The sequence below is a fragment of the Actinoplanes italicus genome (genome assembly GCF_003001815.1).
GTDB lineage: Bacteria > Actinomycetota > Actinomycetes > Mycobacteriales > Micromonosporaceae > Actinoplanes > Actinoplanes italicus.
Window position 1 is genome coordinate 149,636 of record NZ_PVMZ01000014.1, and the last position, 18,701, is coordinate 168,336.

15 protein-coding genes are annotated in these 18,701 nt (G+C 71.1%); 6 read left to right on the top strand and 9 right to left on the bottom strand.

Annotated features, from left to right (window positions below; translation table 11 throughout):
* Positions 1-118: 118 nt before the first annotated feature.
* From CLV67_RS30465 to CLV67_RS30500, 8 genes are all read right to left on the bottom strand, one after another.
* Entirely contained in the window at positions 119-340 is a 222-nt protein-coding gene (locus CLV67_RS30465; protein WP_106324505.1) for a hypothetical protein, read from the bottom strand.
* A 21-nt stretch (positions 341-361) separates the two neighbouring features.
* Complete coding sequence (locus CLV67_RS30470; protein WP_106324507.1) at positions 362-1,633, bottom strand: MFS transporter; 1,272 nt, start codon at positions 1,631-1,633, stop codon at positions 362-364.
* Entirely contained in the window at positions 1,630-2,229 is a 600-nt protein-coding gene (locus CLV67_RS30475; RefSeq protein ID WP_106324509.1) for an ArsR/SmtB family transcription factor, read from the bottom strand. The genes CLV67_RS30470 and CLV67_RS30475 overlap by 4 nt, the downstream gene beginning before the upstream one ends.
* 111 nt (positions 2,230-2,340) lie before the next feature.
* Complete coding sequence (aspS, locus tag CLV67_RS30480; RefSeq protein WP_106324510.1) at positions 2,341-4,143, bottom strand: aspartate--tRNA ligase; 1,803 nt, start codon at positions 4,141-4,143, stop codon at positions 2,341-2,343.
* A gap of 90 nt (positions 4,144-4,233) precedes the next feature.
* On the bottom strand, positions 4,234-5,775 hold the full coding sequence (locus CLV67_RS30485) for a hypothetical protein (RefSeq protein WP_106324512.1): 1,542 nt from the start codon (positions 5,773-5,775) through the stop codon (positions 4,234-4,236).
* Positions 5,776-5,904: 129 nt separating this feature from the next.
* The gene (locus tag CLV67_RS30490) at positions 5,905-6,252 is read right to left on the bottom strand and encodes a hypothetical protein (RefSeq protein ID WP_106324514.1); all 348 of its coding nucleotides are present in this window, start codon (positions 6,250-6,252) and stop codon (positions 5,905-5,907) included.
* 48 nt (positions 6,253-6,300) lie between these two features.
* On the bottom strand, positions 6,301-6,813 hold the full coding sequence (locus CLV67_RS30495; RefSeq protein WP_106324516.1) for a GNAT family N-acetyltransferase: 513 nt from the start codon (positions 6,811-6,813) through the stop codon (positions 6,301-6,303).
* Positions 6,814-6,822: 9 nt separating this feature from the next.
* Positions 6,823-8,037, bottom strand: a complete 1,215-nt coding sequence (locus tag CLV67_RS30500; RefSeq protein ID WP_106324518.1) for an alanine racemase — start codon at positions 8,035-8,037, stop codon at positions 6,823-6,825.
* Positions 8,038-8,093: 56 nt separating this feature from the next.
* On the opposite strand from CLV67_RS30500, the gene CLV67_RS30505 reads away from it, so the two are divergent.
* Positions 8,094-9,014, top strand: coding sequence for an aminoglycoside phosphotransferase family protein (locus CLV67_RS30505; RefSeq protein ID WP_146169354.1), 921 nt, complete (start codon positions 8,094-8,096; stop codon positions 9,012-9,014).
* Positions 9,015-9,087: 73 nt separating this feature from the next.
* On the opposite strand, the gene CLV67_RS30510 is transcribed toward CLV67_RS30505, so the two are convergent.
* Positions 9,088-10,764, bottom strand: a complete 1,677-nt coding sequence (locus tag CLV67_RS30510) for a beta-N-acetylhexosaminidase (RefSeq protein WP_106324521.1) — start codon at positions 10,762-10,764, stop codon at positions 9,088-9,090.
* A gap of 63 nt (positions 10,765-10,827) precedes the next feature.
* Between CLV67_RS30510 and CLV67_RS30515 the strand changes: the two genes are divergently transcribed.
* The 5 genes from CLV67_RS30515 to CLV67_RS30535 all read left to right on the top strand — a co-directional run bounded on the left by CLV67_RS30515 (position 10,828) and on the right by CLV67_RS30535 (position 18,626).
* Positions 10,828-12,222: a helix-turn-helix domain-containing protein gene (locus tag CLV67_RS30515; protein WP_239166622.1), complete on the top strand. Its 1,395-nt coding sequence runs from the start codon at positions 10,828-10,830 to the stop codon at positions 12,220-12,222.
* A 60-nt stretch (positions 12,223-12,282) separates the two neighbouring features.
* On the top strand, positions 12,283-13,545 hold the full coding sequence (locus tag CLV67_RS30520) for an amidohydrolase family protein (protein WP_239166621.1): 1,263 nt from the start codon (positions 12,283-12,285) through the stop codon (positions 13,543-13,545).
* Entirely contained in the window at positions 13,545-13,925 is a 381-nt protein-coding gene (locus CLV67_RS30525) for a RidA family protein (RefSeq protein WP_106324523.1), read from the top strand. The genes CLV67_RS30520 and CLV67_RS30525 overlap by 1 nt, the downstream gene beginning before the upstream one ends.
* A gap of 176 nt (positions 13,926-14,101) precedes the next feature.
* Positions 14,102-16,306 carry a serine/threonine-protein kinase gene (locus CLV67_RS54590; RefSeq protein WP_106324525.1) on the top strand — a complete coding sequence of 735 codons (2,205 nt, stop codon included), beginning with the start codon at positions 14,102-14,104 and terminating at the stop codon, positions 16,304-16,306.
* A 172-nt stretch (positions 16,307-16,478) separates the two neighbouring features.
* Positions 16,479-18,626, top strand: a complete 2,148-nt coding sequence (locus CLV67_RS30535) for an acyltransferase family protein (RefSeq protein WP_170154066.1) — start codon at positions 16,479-16,481, stop codon at positions 18,624-18,626.
* The last annotated feature ends 75 nt before the right edge of the window (positions 18,627-18,701 follow it).

An 18,701-nucleotide genomic window follows, 5' to 3' on the forward strand; every position in this document is an offset into this window, starting at 1 on the left:
ACCATCCCAAGCAGCCACGACACCTTTACGGAGAGTGTCTGAGACAGACCTGAAGGCCCACCCGGGGCAGGGCGGGCCTTCAGAGGCCGGAGGGCGGGCGGCCGGACGGCCGCGCCGGTCAGCCGCGGCCGGGACGGCGGCCGTAGAAGCGGCGGCCGGAGCCGGTGCCCGAGCTGGCGCGCGGGCCGCTGCCGATGCCGGCCAGGTAGAGGGCGAGCAGCAGCAGGCCGAGCGAGGCCATGGTCGAGAAGTTGAAGAGGTCGGGGGCGCCGAAATTGGTGTTGAGCAGATCGGCGAGCAGATAGATGCCGAAGACTACGGCGGCGGCGATGGCGAGCATCGGATTCCTCCGGGGGGGGTGTTAGAGAGCCTGTGACTCGCTGGTACCCGAATGGGAGTGCTCCCGAAACTCGATCCGGGACGATCGTCTTCGATCTTTCACCAGATAGAGCGGAGCGGCGGCGGCGAGAAGCACGGCGCCGGCCACGATCGCCGCCTGCGTGCCGGTCCGGGCAGCCACCACGGTGAGGGCGATCGATCCGATCGCGAAACCCGTCGAGGCGACCATCGAGTTGAGCGACAGCAGACTCGTCCGATACTCCCCCTCGGCCCGGCGGTGCAGCAGACCGGAGTGCACCGGGTTGGCGGCACCGTGCACGGCGTAACAGAGCAGGAAGGCGCCGATCACCCCGGCCGGCCCGGCCAGCAGGCCCATCCCGACGATCGTGAGGCCCTGGACGACCCGCAGAGTGAATCCGGTCCACCGGGCGCCGAGCCTGCGGCTGAGCAGCGGCACCAGTGCCGCACCTGCCGCCGAGGCTCCCCACGCGACCGAGCTGACCGGACCCATCAGCGGACCGGCGGCCGTGGTCACCTCACTGAGCCGGACCGGCATGAGCTGCTCGAAGGTGACCATGCCGAAGCTCCACAGGAACTCCACGCCGACCAGCGCGAGCACCACACGGGACCGGCGCGCGAGCGTCAGCGCCCCGCCGACGGCGGTCACCATGCCACGCACGGGCGCGAGGAGCTCGACCTTTCCGCGAGGCGGTCTCTCCTCGGCCATCAGCAGCGCCGCGGCCAGTGTGCTGAGCACGCTGAGAACAAGGGCGACGAGGACGGGTACGGTCAGCGCGCTCACCGATCCGACCGGTCCGAGCCAGACCAGCCCGCCGCTAAGCAGAGCCGTCCCGGCGATCGCCAGGCTGGACGCGGTGCCGCCATGGGCGAGGCCGGTCTCGATGTCGGCCTCGGGATCGGCGGCCAGCGACCGGTCGACGAACCACGACTCGAGCGGCCCGCTGTCGAGCGCCCGGTAGACACCCTGCAGCAGATAGGCGAGGCCGAGCAGGGCCATCGTGTCGGCGACCACGAGCAATGCCAGCGAGGCCAGGTTGATCACACCGGCGATGAGCAGCACCGGTCGCCGGCCGATGGCGTCGGCGAGTCCTCCCGTGGGCAGTTCCAGCAGCAGCACGACGATGCCCTGGACGGCCACCACCGACCCGATCTGGGCGATGTCGAACCCGCGCTCGAGCGGGAGCAGGACCACGATCGGGACGAGCAGCCCGACCGGGAGCCAGCGCATCGCGATCAGGAAAACGTAGCGGGATCGGACCTGCGCGGCGGTCATCGCTCACCTCCCACATCGGGCACACCGGCGTAGAAGAACAGCACCTGGCGCGCGCCCGGCCGCGGGTCGGCCAGGGCACGGGCGCGATGCCGTTCCACAAGTTCCTCGAGGTCGGTCTGCATGTCGCGCAGCTGCTCCGGGTCCATGGTGACCGCGTAGTCGCCCAGGCCCGCGACGTCACGCCACTCGGCCGGCTCGCCGGGAGCGACGAGGCGCCAGGCCTCGATCCGCTGGACGAGCAGATTCAGCTGGTACGCCTCCAGCCAGTCGACCGCGGCGGCTGCGGCCGGGTCGCCCGGATAGTCGCTGCGCTGCCAGCTGGACAGCTCGTGCAGCGCTCGCCACCAGCGCTGACGGCCGGTGCCGGGCCTGTCCTCCTCGACGACCAGGCCGGCGTCGGCGAGCTGGCGCAGGTGGTAACTGGTGGCGCCGGTGTTGGTGGCGAGTGCCCCGGCGAGGCGGGTGGCGGTCGCCGGGCCGTTGAGCCGGAGGTGCCCGAGCAGGCGGATCCGCAGCGGGTGGGCGAGGACCTGGATCTGCCGGGCGCTCAGGTGCACCTCGGTCATCCGCTCCGGGGTCGTCTCGTTACTCGTCATGGATGCACAATAACTATGCACAAAACTTATGCACAACTTCTGTGCATGACTTGGACACAAAAAATGCCCGGGTACGCGAGTCGCGTACCCGGGCAGGGTTGTGAATGGTCCTCAGTTGGAGTGCTGGACCGGAGCCGCCTGGCCATCGGTGCCCGCCGCACCGGCCGCGGCCTTGGGCTTCGCGTCGATGCCCGCCTCCAGCCGCTGCTGCGCGGTGATCGGCGTCGGCGCGGTGGTCAGCGGGTCGAAGCCGCCCCGCGTCTTCGGGAAGGCGATCACCTCGCGGATCGACTCGTTGCCGCTGAGCAGCATGCACGTCCGGTCCCAGCCGAGCGCGATGCCGGCGTGCGGCGGCGGGCCGTACTTGAACGCCTCCAGCAGGAAGCCGAACTTGTCCGCGGCCTCCTCCGGCGTGATGCCGAGAAGATCGAAGACCCGGCTCTGCACGTCGCCGCGGTGGATACGGACGGAGCCACCGCCGATCTCGTTGCCGTTCACCACGATGTCGTACGCGTACGCGAGCGCCTTGTCCGGAGCGGACTCGAAATTGTCGATCCACTCCTCGTTCGGCGAGGTGAACGGGTGGTGGACCGCGGTCCAGCCACCGTCGTCGGTCTTCTCGAACATCGGCGCGTCGACCACCCAGCAGAACGCCCAGGCGGACTCGTCGATCAGGTTCGCGCGCTTGGCGATCTCGATCCGGGCCGCGCCGAGCAGCTCCTGCGCCTCACGACGCTCGGTCGCCGCGGCGAAGAAGACGGCGTCACCGGGCTTCGCGCCGACCTGGTCGGCCAGGCCGGACAGGTGCTCGGGCGACAGGTTCTTCGCGACCGGGCCCTTCGGCTCGCCGGTCTCGGCGTCGAGCACCACGTAGGCCAGGCCACGGGCGCCGCGGGCCTTCGCCCAGTCCTGCCAGCCGTCCAGCTCCTTGCGCGTCTGCGAGGCGCCGCCCGGCATGACGACCGCACCGACGTAACCACCGGCGTCGATCGCGCCCGCGAACACGCGGAACGCGGTGCCCCGGAGGTAGTCGGTGAGTTCGACCAGCTCGACGCCGTACCGCAGGTCGGGCTTGTCGGAACCGTAACGGTTCATCGCGTCGGTCCAGGTGATGCGCGGGATCGGCAGCTGGACCTGGTAGTCGGCGAGCTCGCTCCACAGGCGGGAGACGATCTCCTCGCCGAGCTCGATGATGTCCTCCTGCGTGACGAACGACATCTCGATGTCCAGCTGGGTGAACTCCGGCTGGCGGTCAGCGCGGAAGTCCTCGTCGCGGTAGCAGCGGGCGATCTGGTAGTACCGCTCCATGCCGGCGACCATCAGCAGCTGCTTGAACAGCTGCGGCGACTGCGGCAGCGCATACCAGGTGCCGGGCTGCAGCCGGACCGGGACCAGGAAGTCACGGGCGCCCTCGGGCGTCGAACGCGTCAGCGTCGGCGTCTCGATCTCGTTGAAGTCGCGGGCGTGCAGGACCTCGCGGGCGATCTGGTTGGCGCGGCTGCGCAGGCGCAGCGCCTTGGCCGGGCCGGAGCGGCGCAGGTCCAGGTAGCGGTACTTGAGGCGGAGGTCGTCGGACGCGGTGATCGTGTCGTCGACCGGCAGCGGCAGCGGGGCCGCCTCGGAGAGCACGACCAGCTCGCTCGCGACCACCTCGATCTCGCCGGTGGCCAGGTCCGGGTTCTCGTTGCCGGCCGGGCGGGCGCTGACCTCGCCGACGACCTTCACGCAGAACTCGTTGCGCAGCGCGTGCGCGTCCTCCTCGCGGAACACGACCTGCACCACGCCGGAGGCGTCTCGGAGGTCGACGAAGATGACACCGCCGTGGTCACGCCGACGGGCCACCCATCCGGCGAGGGTCACCGTCGTGCCGGCGTCGCTCGCGCGCAGAGTGCCGGCGTCATGGGTACGGATCACGGAAACGTCTCCTAACAGAGTTCGCGGGGCGCACCCGACATTCTGTCAGGAGCACCCCGCGCCGCGTGCCACGGGCCGGTCACCCGCCTTCTAGGGAACCTGCCACGAGGTGGCACGCAGGCCGGCGGTGCCGGAGCCGCCGACGTCGATGATCTCCACGAGCACGAGTTCGGCGGGTGTCGCCGCGGTGAGCACGCAGAGCGCCGTGCCCCTCCTGACCTCCACCGGCAGACCACGGCCGAGCGGGCTGGTACGGATCGCCCGATCACATCCGGCGGCGTCGGTGTCGGCGCTGGCCTGACGGCTGCCCCCGGCCGCCCCGGCGCCCAGGCTGAGCCGCGCCGGCCGGGTGCCACAGCGGCTCTCGTAGCGCAGATCGCCCAGCGCCTCGGCGGCGTCGGCCCGCGGCTCGTCGAGATCCAGGAACATCACGGCGGCACAGTCGAGCTGCAGGCGCAACGGCTCCTTCGCATACGCCACCGGATACGACTCCGGTCGCGGGGGCCGTGCCTCCGCTTGCGCCGGAGCCTGGGCCTGGGCTGTCGCGGCCGAGGGCTGCGGCGCGGTCGTGGCCGTCCTCGTCATCGCCGCCGACGTCGTCGCCCGGAACGTCTGCCACGACAGGAAGCCGGTGGCGCCGGAGATCAACAGGGCGAGCAGACTCAGCAGTACGGCCAGGACCACACCGGGCCGGCGGCGCGGCCGGGCGCTCCCCTGGGACACCGCCGCCCGCGGGTCCCCGGCGGCGTCCTCCCTGTCCGTCGCGGGGTCGCCCCTCTTCGAGCCGATCTTCTTCGAGCCCGCCTTCCGCGACTCCGCGTCCCGAATGTCGTAGCCCGGCCCGTCACTCGCCCGCGCCTCACCGCCCCGCGCCTCACCACCCCGCGCCTCACCACCCCGCGTGCCGGTGCCCCAGACGTCAGCGCCACGCGCGTCGTCGTCGCGCCCGTCGGCCCCTCGTGTTCCGCTGGTCCGCGCATCGCTGTCACGTGCATCGTGGGCCCGCGCATCGCTGCCACGTGCATCGTGGGCCCGCGCATCGTTGGTCCGTGTCGTGGCGCCTCGCGTCTCGGCATCCCTCGCGGCCGCGTCCCGCGGCACGGCATCCCGCAGGACAGCATCCTGGGGGTTGGCCTCCGTGACAGCCGCCCTCCGGTTCGCGGCCTCGCGGACCGCCGCCTCCCGCTCCTCCGACTCACGGACCGCGGCCTCCCTGACGGCCGCTTCCCTGGACTTGGCTTCCCTCGCCTCCGCCTCGCGGAACGCGACCTCCCGCGCCGCAACCTCACGCGCCGCGGCTTCCCTCGCTTCCGCCTCGCGGAACGCGACCTCCCGCGCCGCAACCTCACGCGCCGCGGCCTCCCTCGCTTCCGCCTCACGGAACGCGACCTCCCGCGCCGCCGCCTCCCTGGCCTCCGCCTCGCGGATGGCGATCTCCCGTGCTGCGGCCTCCCGGGTCGTGCCCAGCGGTTCGGTGGGCCCGTCCGTGTACGCGGCGTCCTGAGCACGCTGGGGCGGCACCCACTGGCCCGGCGGCAGGGGATGGCGCTGCTGCGCGGCGCTCGCGGGATGCGGCGCCTCGATCGACGGCCGGTAGGCGGGATCGCTCGCGGCTGCGCGGAATACGGACATGGCGGACTCCTGATGCGCAGGCGGTTAAAGCGCTCGTTCGACGCTCGACCACCGTAAACACCATCGATCAGACAGGCCATCCCCCACTAGGGGACCGACGTTCATGAGTACGGCGGTCCCGCTCCCGATTCACCCGGCAGTCGCACTCTTGAATTCGTGGACGACATCGATCGTGCCGACGATGTGATCGTTGAACTCCTCCAACTCCTCGGCCGGCACCCACAGCTCGAGGATGGTGTCACCCCCGACCTGCCGGACCGGATAGCGAGCGGCGAACACGGCGTCGACCTCGAACCGGGTGACGTACCCCGCGCCCGAGGCCGGAACGTTCCAGTCGCGGGCGATCTTGATCGCGTAGTCCTCGTTGAGCACCGGGTAGAAGATCGGCTGGTCAGGCAGGCGTGGCGGCCAGCGCCGCCAGCCGGAGTCCCGTACCAGGCCCAGCTCGATCGGGCCGGTGGGCCGCCAGAGCGTCATCGTCGTCACGGTCGAGGAGTCTGGCACGCGGAGGCATCAGCCCTCGCCTCATTTCTCGCCGGCACCCGCTAGGTCGAACCGCCAGTCGTTGCACCGGAGCGGGTTGCCCTTCGGGAACTCGAAGTCCACCTCACCGAGCAGTTCGAATCCGGTCCGGCGGCACAGGCCGTTCGACGCCACGTTGTCGGTCCGCGGGAAGGCGTGACCCCAGCGGATCCGGCCGCGGGCGGCGGCGTGCGCGAGGGTCCGGGTGAGCGCCCGACCGGCCAGGCCACGGCCCTGGAACTCGGGAAGGACCTTCCACCCGAGTTCGTAGACGGTCTCGCCCCGCCACTCCTTCTCCCAGTAGCCGACCGACCCCACCGCACCGGCCTCGTCCACCACGATCAGGAACATCTCGGTGTCGCCCTCCCGCATCCCGTCGAGGATCCGCCGGTGCCGTGAGGTCAGCGCCTCCTCCGGCTCCACCCCGGCGAGGAACGCCTGCATCTCCGGGGTGTTGGCACGTCGCTGCAGCTCAGGTGCACGCTCGTCCCATCTCTCCAGCCGGAAGTCGGTCATGGCGCCTCCTCAGAAGTAGGTGTGCAGCACGTCCACGACGCGCCGCTCCTCGTCGACGACCGGGATGTCACGCCACTTGTCGAACGCGGTGCACGGGTGAGACAACCCGAACCCGATCAGGTCTCCGGGCACGAGGTCATCGTCGTCCCCGGTGAGGTACGTGTGGTGATCGTTCAGTTTGGTCACCCGCAGGCCCGTGGCCGGCCCTGCGGTCCCGTCCGCTCGCCGGATCTCCCTGGGCACAGGCAGGCCCTCGTCGAACGGCGCGTCCCGCTTGCCCATGCCGACGATCACCAGCCCCGGCTCCGGAGCCGAGATCACCTGCGCCCAGATCTCCAGCGCCGCGGCAAGCGGACCCTCCTCCGGCACACGCACGAACGGTGTCCGTTCCCGATAGAACCCGTCGTCGTGGGTAACCGTCGCGCCGCTGCGCAGAACCAGCCGCGCCTCCCCGCGCAGAGCGGCGAGCTTCTCGGCGACCCGGTCGAACCAGGCGCTCCCGCCGGCCGCGACGACCGGTGGGTCGGGCAGCAGCGCTGCCGAGCGCAGCCGGGCCACGCCGACGACCAGTCGCTCGAGAAACGCGTCGACGCCGGCCTGATCCGCCAGCTGACCCTCATAGCCGGCGACCCCGGCCAGCTCCACACCCGGCGCCTCGGCGGCCGCCCGGGCAACCGTCGCCAGCTCCTCGAGACTCCGGACCCCGGTACGCCCGCCCGCGTGCCCCAGCTCGACGAGAACCCGGATCACGCCGTCGGCGGCCGCGCCGGAGGACGCGACGGCCGATGCCGCGGCAGCCACTCCGGCGAGGGAGTCGACCTGGATGTACACCTCCCAGCCGGCCGCGCCCTCAGCGGCCAGCCAGCGCAGCACGACCGGATCGAGGACCTCGTTGGCGATCAGAACCCGGCCGACGCCGAGCCGCCGCAGCACCAGGGCCTGGTTCGGTGTGGCCACGGTCAGCGCCCACGCGCCGGCCGCCATCTGAGCTTCCAGCAGGCCCGGCGCCATCGTGGTCTTGGCATGGGGTGCGAAGTCGAAACCGTGCCGACGGCAGTACGCCGCCATCGTCGCGATGTTGGCCTCGATCGCGACGCGATGCACCACGAGCAGCGGCCACGTGAACCCGCCGTCGAAGATTCCCTGCCGGTCAGCCGCGATCCGTTGTGGATCGAGCGCGTCATCCGGCTGCCAGAATCCCTTGCTCCGCCAGTCGATCGTCATGTCGCCCCGCCTCCTGCCGCGTCGGTCCGTTGCCGGTCGCTGTCAGACTGCTCGTCATGGTCGATTTCACGATGTCCGGTGCTTTCATCCGCAATGTCGAGCGGATCTGGGGCGAGTCCGGACAGGCGTGGCTGGCAGCGCTGCCCGGTATCGCCGACGGACTGCTGCGGGAGTGGGACCTGCGGATCACCGGGCCGCTCCCGCTGAGTATCAACTGGGTCGGCCGGGTGCGCCGGGCGGACGGCAGCACGGCGGTGCTCAAGCTCGCCCTGCCGGAGGCGGGTCATCTGGCGGACGAGGCGACCGCCCTGGAGTGTTTCGCCGGGCGGGGGGCGATCGCCGTGCTGGCCCGCGACGATGCCCGCGGCGCGCTCCTGCTGGAGGAGGCCCGCCCCGGCGACCAGCTCCGGGACCTGGTGCCCCACCGGGACGAGGAGGCCACGGCCAGGCTGATCGAGGTGGTCAAGCGGTTGCACCGGCCGGCTCCGGCGGGGGTGGCACTGCCCGAGCTGAGTCGGCGCACCGAATCCTTCGCCCGGCACCTGCGGCGCTTCCCCGGTGACGACCCGCTGCCACGGGATCTGGTCGAACGGGCGGGACGCCTCTTCGGCGAGCTGTGCGCCACCGCGACCGAGCGGGTGGTACTGCACGGCGACCTGCATCACGACAACGTCCTCGCCGCCGAGCGCGAGCCGTGGCTGGCGATCGACCCGCACGGCGTGGTGGGCGATCCGGGTTACGAGATCGGGGCACTGCTTTACAACCCGGATCCGGCCGGTGCCGACGACACCGTCCTCGACCTGGTGGACGCCCGCATCGAACAGCTCGCCGACGGACTCGGCATGCCGTGCGAGCGGGTGGTGGCGTGGGGTTTCGTCCAGGCGGTGCTGTCGGAGGTGTGGTCCTTCGAGGGCCATGAGGGCCGGACGACCCGGCCGCTGCGACTGGCCCGACGGCTCCTGCCTGCGCTGCCCTGAAACCACGGCTCGGGGTCCCCGCACGGATCCGGGGCCACTGCGTGTCACTCGGGCTCCCACCGCCGCTCCAGGACTATCGCGTGTCACTCGGGCTCCCGGCGGGGGCCGGGGAGGCTGCCTGCTGCTCCGGTTTGCGACGCAGGTCGGCGGTCATCTCGTGCAGCTCGGCGAGACGGTCGGGGAGGGACCGCGGGTTGCCGGGCGCATCGGGCCGGGCGTGCCAGGGCCGCGGGCCGGTGAGCGGGCGGTAGTCGACGCCCAGCGCGTCGAGCCGGGCCAGGTGGCCGGGCAGCCGCGCGGAGAAGTCGGCGAAGTCACGCCCGGCCGGGCCCCAGACGGCCTCGGCGAAGGCACACAGCCGCGGGAACGCCTGATAGTCGACGCGACGGGCGGACTCGAGGTGCTCGGTCCAGATATTGGCCTGCCCGCCGAGGACCAGCGCGGTCTCATCCGGGCCGAGGCCGGGCGGCACAGGCTCGAAGGCATACACGTCGGCGAGGGTGAGCCGGGTGCCGACCGGAGTCGGCTCGCCGGGATCGTCGGACTGCCGGTAGTCGAGATAGGCCGCGATGTCGGGGCAGGCGACCACCTGATGACCGGCACGGATCGCGTGCCCGGTCGGCTCATGACCGCGCCAGGCCGCCACGACCGCACCCGGCGGAGCCCCACCGGCGAGGATCTCGTCCCAGCCGTAGAGACGACGGCCGCGACCGGCGAGATGCTCGGCCATCCGGGCGGTGAACCAGCGCTGAACCTCATGAGCGCCCGCCAGCCCCTCCGACCGGATCAGCTCGCGGGCGGACGGGCTGGTCTCCCACTCGACGGCCGGGCACTCGTCACCGCCGATGCCGATGAGCTCACCGGGGAAGACGTCACAGAGGTGGTCGAGGACCGCCCGGCAGAAGTCGATCGACTCGGGGCCGACCTGGAGGACGTGCTCGGAGATGCCCCAGGCGGCCCGGACCGGACCGTCGAAGCCGTTGCCGAGCTCCGGATACGCCGAGATGGCGGCCTGCATGTGGCCGGGCATGTCGGCCTCGGGCACGACCGTGATGTGCCGCTCGGCCGCGTAGGCGACGATCTCGCGCAGGTCGTCGGTGGTGTAGAAGCCGCCGTGCGGACGCCCGTCGTAGCGCTCGTGACCGCGTGCCCCCAGCATGGTCATCCGCCGCCACGCGCCCACCTCGGTGAGCCGTGGCCAGCCGGGCACCTCGAAGCGCCAGCCCTGGTCGTCGGTGAGGTGCAGGTGAAGGACGTTGAGTTTGTGGAACGCGGCCAGGTCGATGAGGCGCAGCACGTCCGCGAGCGGCATGAAGTGGCGCGCCACGTCGAGGAGCAGGCCCCGCCAGGTGAACCGCGGCTCGTCCACGATCAGCTGGGCGGGCACCTCCCAGGGGCCGGGGTCCACGCGGGCGCGACGCAGCGTCGCCGGAGGTAGCAGCTGGCGAAGGGTCTGAGCGCCGTAGAAGACGCCGGCCGCGGAACCTCCCGCGATGTCGACCCCGTTCGTGGTGATCTCAAGGGCGTAACCCTCGGCCGGCCTGCCCCGGTCGATCCGCAGCCGGATCCCGCCCGCACCGGGCGCTAGCGACGCCCCGGTGGCGGGCACGAGCACACCGCGCAGCCAGGCCGCCACCCGCTCGGTGCCGGGGCCCGGTGTCAGGCCGGTCGTGTCGTCGAACCGGAAGACGCCCGTCGAGCCGGTGATCGCCCGCGGAAGCGGGACGATGCTCGTAAGTGGCTCGTTCATGACGCCTCCTTGACCCGGTGAGCGATATGGAGGACGCTAATACGAGCCACATACGAACCACAAGTGCAATCGGCCGACGAGGAGGACGGGATGGTCGTCGGATTGGTGGTCCACTCCGGCCATCGGGAGCGCTTCGCCGAGGCGGCGCGGACGCTCACCGGGGCCTCCTTCGCCTGGGCGATCTACGACCGGGAGGACCAGATCCGCGACCGGGTCGGCGAGCTGCTGTCCACCGGCGACGTCGACGGTCTGCTGCTCGGGCTGGTGCCGTGGTCCCGTGCCCGCGACCTGATCCCCGCCGGCCTACCCGTCTCGGTCACCCGTTCCGCCGCTCTCGACCTGGCCCTGGCCTGGGCGCGTGCCCGCGGTAACGGATGGCCGGCCGCACCGGTCAGCATCGACACCTTCGCCGCCGAGACGGTCGACGAGGTCGCCGCGGCACTGGATCTCGACCGTGGGGCCATCGCCACCATGCCCTTCGACCCGGAGCAGTCCCTCGACGAGGTGGTGGCCTTCCACCGTGACCGTCTGGCCCGCACCTCCGCGCCCTATGTGATCACCGTGCGCACCGGCGTCGCCGCAGCGCTCGACGGCCGGACCGCCGTCCTGCACGCCCTGGCCACACCGGGGACGATCCGGGCCGATCTGCACGAGCTGGTCCTCCGGATCCGCCGGCAGCGGGCCGACGAGCAGCGGTTCGCGGCGGCGGTCTTCCGGCCCCCCGGCACGGGCACCACACGGGCCGTGTTGCGCGGGATGCTGCAGGAGATTCCGGAGCTGGCCGACGCATGGGTCGAGGAGCACGGCTCCCGTGGTCTGGTGGCGTTCGCGCCGGCTGCGGTCTTCGAGAAGATCACCCACCATTGGGTACGCGCACCGGGCCCCTGGCACTCGAGAGCCACGGACGACCGCGCCGAGGAGACCGAGCGGACCGGCCTCGTCCCGGCCGACGCCGACCGTGCCGCCGGAGCGTTCGCCGGATTCGGCATCGGACCGTCCGCGCGCCGCAGTGTCGCGCTGGCCGAGCAGGCTGCCGACCGCGCCGAGCAGGACGGCTCCGCCACCGCCTACCTCATCACCGACGACGGCGTGATGATCGGCCCGATGGGTGCCGGGGGCCCGCCGCTCACCTACACCTACCGGCAGCACGGCGGGCTGGAACAGCTCGCCGGCCGAGCCGGTCTGAGTCCGGCGACACTCTCCCGGCTGGCCGCGCTGGAGCGGTCGCTGGGCGGCCGCCCGGTCTCCCCCGGCGAACTGGCTGATGCGCTGGGCATCACCGACCCGAGCGGCAGACGCCTCATCCGTAAGCTCGCCGAGGCCGGACTGGCAGTCGCGGACGGCAGCACCCAGCCCCATCAGAAAGGCCGGCCGGCCCGCCTCTACCGCCTGGCCATCACGGCCACCCTCGCCACCGGCCGGTCGTCCGCGCCGAATGGCGGTGCCACCGATGAGTGAGATGCCGAGGCTTGCGACCGCCACTCATCTTCCCTCCGCGCCGGATGGGAGCACGGCCCGATGAGTCAGGAGCAGATGGCCGCGGGCGATCACCCCCGCGTACGGGATCGCGATTACGACCTGGTTCTCGCCGGTGCCGCGCAGGGTGACATCGCGGTGCGCGACGGGCGGATCGCCGCGATCGGGCCGGAGCTGCGGCCGGAGGCCGGCTCGGTGGTCGACGTCTCCGGACGGCTCGTCACGCCCGGGTTGATCGACCTGCATACCCATGTCGGTCCCGGCTACTGGGGCATCGACCCGGATCCGATCGCCTGGTATTCCGGCGTCACCACCTGGGTGGACGCCGGATCGGCGGGCGCGTTCACGCTGGCCGGGCTACGACACGTCGCCACCACGGCCACGGTTCGGGTGCCGGCGCTGCTCAACATCTCCGCGATCGGTCTGGCCGGGCGCACCGGTGAGAGCCGTGACCTGGCGAACTGTGACACCGCGCTCGCCATCGACACCATCCGGGCCAACCGCGACCTGATCCACGGCATCAAGGTGCGCATCGACACCGACACCGTGGGAGCCAACGGGGTGGAACCGTTGCGCCGGGGCCTGGCTGCGGCCGAGGCGTGTGGTGTGCCGGTCATGGTCCACATCGGCACGTCGCCGCCCGCTCTGGACGAGGTCCTCGACCTGCTGCGCCCCGGCGACATCGTGACGCACTGCGCGAGTGGTATCGCCGCCCCGCTCGGTCCGGCCGTTCACGCGGCCTCCGACCGGGGAGTCCTGCTGGATCTCGGGCACGGTTCCGGCGGGTTCGCCTTCGACGTGCTCGAGGCACAGCTCGAGGCCGGATTGCGCCCCTTCACCGTCTCCACCGACCTGCACGCTCGCTCGCTGCACGGTCCGGTCTTCGATCTGCCGACCACCATGGCGAAACTCCTCGCCGCCGGTGTGCCGTTACCCGAGGTGATCGACGCGGTCACCGTGCATCCCGCACAGGCTCTGGGCCTGCCCGGCGGGACACTCACGGTCGGCGCGCCCGCCGACATAGCGATCTGGGACGTACGCGAGGAGCCGTTCCCGGTCGTCGACGCGCACCGGCAGGTCCGTGTGTCACCGGTACGACTGGTGAACGAGGCGACCTACGTGGGCGGCCGTCCGCTCACGCCACGACTGCCCGCTCCCCCGGCGCCCTGGATCCCGCTCACCGAAACGCAGCGAGCGGCGCTGGACCGCCGCCAACGCGATATCCGTGCCCTGCTCGCCACACCCCTGGTGGATGTGGATGGGCTGGCCGAACAGTTCCCGAGAACGAAACCGAGGAGTTCCTGATGCCCAAGCGTGCTGTGATGACCGACAAGGCTGCGCCGGCCGGTGGCCCGTACTCGCACGCCGTCGTCGCCGGTGACACGATCTATCTGGCCGGTGCCATCCCGGCGCTGCCCGACGGTACGCGGGTGACCGGCAGCTTCGCTGAGCAGGCGCACGCGGCCTTCCGCAACCTGGCCGCCGTCGCCGAGGCGGCCGGTGCGAGCCTCGACGACGCCGTGCGGGTGGGCGTCTACCTGCGTGACTTCGCCGACTTCCCGGAGATGAACGAGATCTACCAGGAGTACATCAAGGGTGAACACCGGCCGGTACGCACGACGCTGCCGGTGCCGCTGGTCGGGTTCGACATCGAGATCGACGCCGTTCTTTACACAGGCGCCTGAGCGACAGAGGAGCCATGAACAGCCACGTCTGGACAGGAGCGCACGAGTGAGCACGTCTCGTATCGGGGCGCATGAGTGACCACGTCTTGTATCGGGGCGCATGAGCGACCATGTCTCCGCACCGGAGCCTGAGCGGTAACGGGTAACCGAAGGCTCTCCTGGGTAGAGGAACTTCCATGCCTCACCCCGGAGAGTTGCTCGGCGGACGTTACCGGCTTGACGATCGCATCGCCGCCGGCGGCATGGGTGAGGTCTGGCAGGCGACCGACACCGTCCTCAAGCGGGCAGTCGCCGTCAAGACCCTCCTCGCCGACCGGGCCACCGACCGGGGGTTCCAGCGGCGCTTCCGGCACGAGGCGCGCGCTCTGGCGGCACTGCGGCATCCCGGTGTCGTGACGGTGTACGACTTCGGCAGCACCGACGCCGAGGACGCCTATCTCGTCATGGCCCGAGTCGACGGTGAGCCCCTGAACCGGATGCTCGCCCGTCGCGGCCGCCTGACCCCGGCCGAGACGATGTCCGTCGTCGCTCAGGCTGCCCAGGCGTTGGAGGCAGCGCACAAGGCCGGGATCGTGCATCGCGACGTCAAGCCCGGCAACCTCTTGATCGAGCCGGACGGCACCGTGGTGCTGGTCGACTTCGGGGTGGCACGGTCCGCGCACTCCGGCACCATGACGGGCGCGGGTGAAGTGGTGGGTACCGCCCTCTACATCGCACCGGAGCAGGTGGCACGGCAGGAGACCGGCCCGGCGGCGGACGTGTACGCCCTGGGTGCCCTGGCCTATCACTGCCTGGCCGGGCACCCGCCGTTCGAGGGCCAAAACCCGATCGCCATCGCCCTGCAGCACCTGGACGACGATCCGCCGCCGCTGCCGGATGAGATCCCGGCCGAGGTACGCGCGATCGTCCGGACTGCCCTGGCCAAGAACCCCACGGACCGTTTCCCCTCCGCGGGAGCCATGGCGCGGGCCGCCGCGTCGGCCACGGCCGGACCGAACACGCACCTCAAGGGCATCACTGGACCGTCAGCCAAGGCGGACGGCATCAGTACGCCGAACGGCATCGCTGGAACGATCGCTGCACCGAACGGCATCGCCGCGCCGAACCCGTCGGCGGACGGTGTCAGCAAGCAGGCGGATGGAGACAGTACCGGCGATCACGGCACCTCGGCACACGACCTCGGGGACAAAGGCTCCCCGGCGGACAGCATCGGGCCGAACACCGAGCCGGAACGGATCAACGGCATCGGCGGGCCGAACACCGACCCAGAACGGATCAACGGCATCGGCGGGCCGAACACCGACCCGGAACGGATCGACGGCATCGGCGGGCGGGGTGCCGACCCAGAGCGAACCGTTGGAATGGCTGCCTCACCGGACGACGATCGGGATGCTGACCGGGGCGGCCTTGCCGCTACCAGGGCGGGTGCTCCCTGGATCGGTGTGGTTGGCATGCACGCGTTCGATGACACGTCCGACGACAGCGCCTATGTGGACAACACCGAGGCCGACATTCCGGGCGGTCACCGTGCCGACGACGGCAAGCCGACTGACGCCGCACAAGCGGCTGACGCCGCCACGAATCCAACCGACTCTGCCGAAGACAACGTGTCGAGGACCGGCACGGCCGGCGAGAGGCCCGAAAGCACGGCTGCTGCGGGCATCGCCGGTGCGGGCCTGGCAGGAATCGCCGCCCACACGAACCAGGCTGACACGAACCGGCCTGCCACCAACCCGGGCGACACAAACCGGGCCAACGCGAACCAGGCCGCCACAAATCAGATAGGCCCGAGCCCGAGCGGCGCGGGCCTGGGTGGCGCCGAGGCGACGCCTCGCGGCGGTGCAGAAGCCGTAGGAGCAGGAGCCACCGGCGCGGGAACCGTAGGCGCGGGAACCGCTGGGGAGGGAGGAACGCGGCCGGCGACGCCGGGGCGGACCGGGCTACTGCCGACAGTTGGGAGCGGTGATCGGAAACGGCGCCTTCTGCCGGTTCTGATTCTTGCCGCGGTCCTGTTCGGGGTCGCCGGAGTGATCGCGATCACCGACCCCTTCGGGTTCTTCGGCGGCGATCCGAAACCGACGACGAACGCACCGGCGGCACCGGCGACCTCCGCCGGCCGGTCCTCGACCGCGGACTCCGGTGGCGGAAACGCCGGCGACACCCCGGACAAACCGAAGAAGACCGAGCGCACCCAGGCCCCCGCAAGTCGCACGCCCAGCCCGGCGTCGACCCGGCCGGCGGAGACGCCCGCCACCACCGAGCCGACCGGTGAGGCGACGACCGGTACAACCTCCACTCCGGAGCAGACCGCCACGAGCCCCGCCGAAACGGACGGGCCCGGCGAGGATGACGGCGAGACGGGCGAGGCAGAGGCCGCCTGAGAACCCGCAGCACGGGGCGGAACACCGGTCCGGTCGGTCGGCCGGAGGCTGCCAGGCGGCTTTGAACGGTCGATGAATCGACTATGTGCGAGCTATGGATTCGGACTGTAGGATCTCCCAGCCAACCGTCCGGGGGCGGCCCGCGGCGCCGAATTTTCCATTTAGGCAGGACATGTCGGTTACACACGACGCCAATATCGCGGCGTCCCGATCTGAGAGTCCGGCCAGCACCGGCACCGCGCCTGCAGCGGGAGCGCATCTGCGGTTCCGGCCCGACATCGAGGGCATGCGGGCCATCGCGGTCACTCTCGTCGTGCTCTCGCACGCGGGGATCGGTGCGCTCGAAGGCGGCTACGTCGGCGTCGACGTGTTCTTCGTCATCTCCGGCTTCCTCATCACGACGCTGCTGCTCAAGGAGCTGACCCGCACGGGTCGCGTGTCGCTGGCCACCTTCTACGCCCGCCGCGCCACCCGGCTGCTTCCGGCGTCCACCGTGGTTCTGCTGGTCACCGTGGTGGCCAGCTGGCTGTGGATCCCGGCGACACGGTTCGCCTCGATCGCGTCAGACGCGATCTACGCCACGTTCTACGGCATCAACTGGCGGCTGGCGCACGAGGGCGTCCAGTACATGAACGCCGACGCGGCACCCTCACCGCTGCAGCACTTCTGGTCGCTCGCGGTCGAGGAGCAGTTCTACCTGGTCTGGCCGCTCCTGCTGCTGATCTTCGCGCTGCTCTGGGGCAAACGGCGCGCGCCCATCGTGATCACCCTGGTGCTGGTCGTCGTCGCGTCACTGACCGTCAGCGTCCTGCAGACCGCGTCGTCGGCGCCGTGGGCGTACTTCGGGGCACACACCCGGGCCTGGGAGCTGGGCATCGGCGCCCTCGTGGCGATCGGCGCCTCCCGGCTGGCCGCGCTTCCCCGTACCGGAGCCGCGGTCTTGACCTGGATCGGACTCGCGGCCGTCGTCGTCTCCGCCTTCCTCTACACGGAGGAGACACCGTTCCCGGGCTATGCGGCCGCCCTGCCGGTACTCGGCTCGGCCGCGATGATCGCCGGTGGCTGCTCGGCGCCGTCCCGTGGCGCGGTGACTGTCCTCGGGACCTGGCCGTTCCAGCAGATCGGCAAGTACTCGTACAGCTGGTATCTGTGGCATTGGCCGATGTTGATGATCGGTCCGTTCGTGCTGGGCGTGGAGCCGAACATCCCGATCAATCTCGGTCTGGCGGCCGGTTCGCTGGTCGTGGCGATCGGTTCCTACCACCTGATCGAGAACCCGGCCCGGAACCAGAGCTGGGTCAAGGCGAAGGCCCGTCGCGGCCTGGCCGTCGGTCTCGCGCTGTCATCGCTTGCGGCGCTGGTCGCCCAGGTCGGCACCATGAACCCGCCGCAGCTGGCCAGGGGCGGAAAGGCGGTGAACACCACGCAGGCGGTGAAGACCGCGGCCGCCCCGGAGGCGGAACTCAAGCGGATCATCGCGGCGTCGGCCGGCGCCGGTGCACTGCCGGCGAACCACACGCCGAAGGTGCAGCGAGCGCATTACGAGCTTCCGGCCTACTACTCCAGCAAGTGCCATCTGGACTTCGCGGATGTCACCGCGCCCGGCCCTTGTGTCTTCGGTGACCCGGCCGGCAAGCAGTCGGTCTACCTGTTCGGCGACTCCCACGCGGCGCACTGGTACCCGGCGATGGACGCGATCGCCAAGGAACGCGGCTGGAAACTGGTGGTCCGCACCAAGAGCGCCTGCCAGGTGCCCGTGGTCCACACCTTCGCGCAGGTCTTCAAGCGGCCGTACGACGAGTGCTACGAGTGGCGCAACAACGTGCTGGCCGAGATCAAGCAGACCCGGCCGAAGCTGGTCGTGATGTCGTCGAACGGCAACAACAACGGCGGCCTGCTGGACGCGTCCGGCAAACGGATCGGCCAGGGGTCCGCCGAGGAGCACGACGCGCTGTGGGTGGAGGGCTGGGCCCGCGCCTTCAACGCGATGAAGGTCAGCGGCACCCGGCTGGTGATGATCGAGGACACCCCGTGGCCGGGCAAGGACATCCCGGACTGTCTGGCCGCCAATTCGGACCGGATCTCCCGGTGTGCGCGGCCCACAGCGGAGTCGTTCGCGGTCCCGGCTCGGCAGGCACTGGTGTCGGCGACGGCCCGGTCGATGAACGTCACGGTGATCGAGACCCGGCCGTGGTTCTGCACCGACGCCGTGTGCCCGGCCATGGTCGGCAACATCATGACCTGGCGGGACAATAGCCACATCTCCCCGAAGTACGCGACGATGCTGGCACCGGTGCTGGGCGCGGCCCTGCCGAAATAGGGGCGCGGCCCTGCCGAAATAGGGGCGGCCCTGCCGAAAATAGGGGCGCGGCCCTGCCGGAGTAAGGGCGCCGCC